General features: G+C 45.4%; 4 protein-coding genes and 1 pseudogene. 2 read left to right on the top strand and 3 right to left on the bottom strand.

Annotation, left to right across the window (positions count from 1 at the left end; translation table 11 throughout):
* Positions 1-1,092: DUF1501 domain-containing protein (locus A136_RS03150; RefSeq protein ID WP_017064460.1), on the top strand; the 1,092-nt coding region annotated here is incomplete at its 5' end.
* Positions 1,093-1,160: 68 nt separating this feature from the next.
* Here the strand turns inward: A136_RS03150 and A136_RS03155 are convergent.
* Positions 1,161-1,772 carry a LysE family translocator gene (locus tag A136_RS03155; RefSeq protein ID WP_017064461.1) on the bottom strand — a complete coding sequence of 204 codons (612 nt, stop codon included), beginning with the start codon at positions 1,770-1,772 and terminating at the stop codon, positions 1,161-1,163.
* A 102-nt stretch (positions 1,773-1,874) separates the two neighbouring features.
* On the opposite strand from A136_RS03155, the gene A136_RS03160 reads away from it, so the two are divergent.
* A complete protein-coding gene (locus A136_RS03160; RefSeq protein WP_017064462.1) occupies positions 1,875-2,756 on the top strand; it encodes a LysR family transcriptional regulator in 882 nt (293 codons plus the stop codon).
* Between the two features lie 63 nt (positions 2,757-2,819).
* On the opposite strand, the gene A136_RS03165 is transcribed toward A136_RS03160, so the two are convergent.
* Entirely contained in the window at positions 2,820-3,764 is a 945-nt protein-coding gene (locus A136_RS03165) for an ADP-ribosylglycohydrolase family protein (RefSeq protein WP_017064463.1), read from the bottom strand.
* 192 nt (positions 3,765-3,956) lie between these two features.
* A pseudogene (locus A136_RS03170) lies at positions 3,957-4,191 on the bottom strand (amino acid ABC transporter permease); the annotation flags it as partial.

Here is a 4,191-nt window from a genome sequence, read left to right on the forward strand (position 1 = left end):
CTGCCATCTCCAAGCTTTGCCAAAACAGGTTCAGACAATATCTTCATTTGGGTATCACTGCGTGGCGCGATGGATGGTTTAAATGTTGTAGTGCCGCATGCCGATCCGGATTACTCTAATTTGAGACCCAACATCGGATTAAAACCTGAACAGCTAGTGAAGTTGGATGATTTCTTTGGGCTCCATCCGTCCCTAAAGCAATGCCATCAATGGTATGAGAGTAACGAACTCAGCTTTGTACACGCTTGTTCAACCGCTTATCGCGAGCGCTCACATTTTGATGGACAGAAGATATTGGAGAATGGCACTTCCGACCCGTTTAACACCGTAGGGTGGATTAACCGTTTACTCACGTTGAGCTCAGAAAAATACGATGGAATAGCGATTGATTCGGGCTTACCACTCATCATGCAGGGCGAATCGACCGTGGCAAGTTGGTACCCAAACCGCTTAAAAACACGTGATAAACAAACGGAACTGCTGGAAGAGTTGTTTCAAAGTGACCAAATGCTGTCTTCAAACTTTGAAAGTGTCATGAAGATAGATCAACTGGTAGGCGACCAAGGTGTCGGCAAACAGTTTAAATCATTGATGGGTAAAACAGGCGGCATATTGTCGGCTGATAACGGACCAAACATCGCAGCGTTAGAACTCGGTGGATGGGACACTCACGCCAATCAAGGTAACGTAAATGGACGGTTGAGTAATCAGCTTAAAACTTTGGATGTTGGGTTAGCGGCTCTCAAGGCTTCACTTGGTGATCGTTGGCAGAAGACAGTGATCATTGCAGCCAGTGAATTTGGTCGAACAGCAAAAGAAAATGGCACTAAAGGAACCGACCATGGCACCGGCAACGTCATGTTTGTTGCAGGTGGCACGATGCCATCGTTGAAAGGAGCGGGTGGTAAGGTTATTGCCAATTGGCCGGGCTTGAGCCAAAGCCAACTATATGAAGGCCGAGATCTTAATCCAACGATTGATATGCGTTCGGTTATCAAGGGTGTGCTCAACCGACATTTATCGATAGAAGTGAAACAACTCAACGCTATCTTCCCTGATAGTGCCGATATTAGACCGATGAATCTTGTTTAGAGTTTTACCAAGACCCAGTTAGATGCGATTCAGTCGTTTGAATCGCTTTCTATTTCTGACTCGCTTGTTTACGATTTAATCGCCAACAGTGCTCCGAACGTCACTAAGCCAACCCCAAACGCTTGATTGAGTCTTTTCTTGGCTCTCAATAAGTGCTTTTGTAACGTCTTCGAAGTGAAAAGCATGGCGACAACTCCAAACCATAATCCGTGAAGAAAAATCATATAAAGTCCATAGCCGAGTGCGACATGCTGGTTCTCTGCATCAGGTGAGATGACTTGAGTGAAGATGCTCAAGAAGAACAACATGGTTTTTGGGTTGAGCACGTTACACAAAAAGCCCTGGGCTAAATAGCGCCAAACACTGGTGCTTTGCTTCGTATCTTCGATAGGTGCAAGTTTGTTGTTTGCGCTCAGGATACCTTTTAGCCCTAGATAAATAAGGTAGGTTGCACCTGCGTATCTAATCATGTCAAACAGCTGCTCATTCTGTGAGATTAAGTAACTGATCCCAAGCATTGAATAACTGATGTGAACACAAATCGCTAAACTCACACCGATTGCAGTCCAAATCCCTGCTTGTCTTCCTTGATTGACACTGTTTTTCAAAACTAAAACGAAATCAGCGCCTGGGCTGATAACAATCAATAGTCCCAATACTGCTAGGCTTAACCACTCCATAATGACTCCAACTCTTTATATTTGATGAGCCAGCATTGTATGGTTTTTTATTGCTGCCTATAATCGAAATGAATTCTACCTATCTGTGAGAAAAAATCACACATGAGACATTTGAAAGCATTTCATATTTTCCACGTAGCAGCGCATTCGAGTAGTTACAGTGAAGCGGCGGATAAACTCAATATCACACATGGCGCGGTGAGTAAGCAGATCAAGGTATTGGAAAATCACTTATCCCAAGTTTTGTTCTACAAACAGGGCAGGAATGTGTGTCTCACCAAAGAAGGGGAATTACTCAAAGGTTACACAGAGCAAGCGTTCCAAGCCTTGGAGACTGGAGTCCATAAGCTTAATCAGCTGAATCATCAAGCGTTGGAAGTTTCATGCGAACCCACATTGACCATGCGTTGGTTAATGCCTCGACTCGGTGATTTCTATAACGAATCCGGAATTGATGTTCGATTGTCGACTGCTGGTGGGCCTGTGAACTTGAATGCGACAGGGCTCGATATGGCGATTCGCCGAGATGACTTTAAATTAACCGAGCGTTACGAACAGATACCGCTAGTTGAAGAGTGGGTAGGCCCTGTGTGTTCCCCGGGTTATTGGCAGCAGGTAAAAGATAACTTAGATGATGTGAAATTACTGCACAGCAGTACACGGCCAGATGCTTGGAGTCATTGGGGTGCTATCACTATAGATAAAGTTAATGGTGGAGAGTGGTCAAAAGCTCGAGCGAACCAAACATTTGCACACTTCTACTTTTGCTTTCAGGCGGCTGTCGATGGGTTAGGCATAGCGCTTGGGTCTTATCCACTTGTCGCCGACGATCTTGAAAGAGGTAACTTGATCGCGCCGTTTGGCTTCGTACCTTCTGGTCACCAGTACATATTGCTCACGCAAGATAGCAACCATGAAGAGCCAGAAAGCCCGTTTGTTGTTTGGCTGAAGAATGAGTTATCGCAGTGTGTTCCAACTTTATAGGAACGACATCCGACCTAGAAGTGTGCTTGTCTTATGTCAGGCTCTAGTTCGTTATTGTGGGAGTCATTCAATAGGCAAAGACAGCACACCGCCATTGAGTTCGACTTGTTTTAGCCATTCGGTTGGAATTTCGCCATCTTCTTCGTAGAAACACGCCGCTAATACAGCGCCAATCACAATCGCACGCCCGCAGCTGTCACCACCACATAAGATGTTGTCTCGAATACCTTGTTTAAAGCTCTGGGCCCCCGCAATGATGCGAATCAGCAAGGGAAATGCGGCACTCAGTTCACAATGCAATCCAAACTTCTTCGCGGCATCTGTAATCGAAAGCTCCGGATCAGCCAATGCTTCGTCGATTTGATCGTGTATAAACTTGCTGCAAGTTTGTCGCGCCATTTCTACCGACTGCAAGGGCGAGTTGCCTTGAATTGCCGCTTGAACCAATAGGGTGATGGCTTGCGCCCACTCCACTGCTTTGTCGTTATTGTTAGTGACTCGCACCGCACTCTCTACCATGGCTGGCAAAGTGTGAGAGGTGTAAGTACACGCCACCAATGGGATGATCTTTGATACGGCAGGAAGTTGCGTATCGTCTGCGCCACAGGCAGTAATCGGGGCGTCCTCTAGTTCTAATTGATGGATGTTCAGCAAGCTCATGCGCGTCGCTTTATCAATGTAGCCTTGCCAACTGCCACCAAAATCAAACCAGAAGCGGAAATGTTGAATATAGTTCGCTTCATCGTATTTTTGGTTGTCGACTAAGCTGTCGACCATCGCCAATAACTGAGCACCATATTGCGATTGCTCGCCTGCGGTTTTACCTTGGTGCGCAAAGTAGCCTTTATCTTGATAATCGAACCGATTCGGTGAGCGAAATTCAGGCTCAAAACCAGCCACGTGTAAGATCCTCTCTTGGTCATACAGCCAGTGCAGCCCCATTGAAGCGGCGTCTCCAACCAATGCGCCGACAACGGCGTAAAAAGCTCTTTCTTTATGATTGTCCATGTTGAGCGATGTCCTTGAGATGAATCAACGTAGTTCGATACGTTAAGTATAGTGATTAGGCGAGCATTTTGCTGTGTTTCTAAGAAGAAATATGAAGGGATAAGTCCTGATTGGTCAATAGCTTAAACCAATCAGGTGAAATTGATAAGGGCGATGAATAGTCTGGTGAATTCGTATTTTTGATTGGTGGTGTTATTGATGGTTGAGATAGGCACTAGAGCGCTGCTCAATCACTTTGAAAAGACGTGAAAGCGCAAAGCACAAAGCAAAATATACGAAGCCTACAATGAGCCAGATCTCAAAGATCAAACCTGAAGAGTTTGCCATTTCAGTACCAACAAACGTCATCTCTTGGATAGAAATCAGAGACACAATCGACGTGTCTTTAACCAAAGATATTGCTTGGCCAGCCAATGGCGGTGTGATA

It is taken from the genome of Vibrio crassostreae 9ZC13 (assembly GCF_000272045.2).
GTDB lineage: Bacteria > Pseudomonadota > Gammaproteobacteria > Enterobacterales > Vibrionaceae > Vibrio > Vibrio crassostreae_C.

Bases quoted from the DNA above. Each gene is read 5' to 3' on its own strand.
- A136_RS03165 (WP_017064463.1), bottom strand. From the start codon at position 3,764: ATGGACAATCATAAAGAAAGAGCTTTTTACGCCGTTGTCGGCGCATTG.
- A136_RS03160 (WP_017064462.1), top strand. From the start codon at position 1,875: ATGAGACATTTGAAAGCATTTCATATTTTCCACGTAGCAGCGCATTCG.
- A136_RS03155 (WP_017064461.1), bottom strand. From the start codon at position 1,772: ATGGAGTGGTTAAGCCTAGCAGTATTGGGACTATTGATTGTTATCAGC.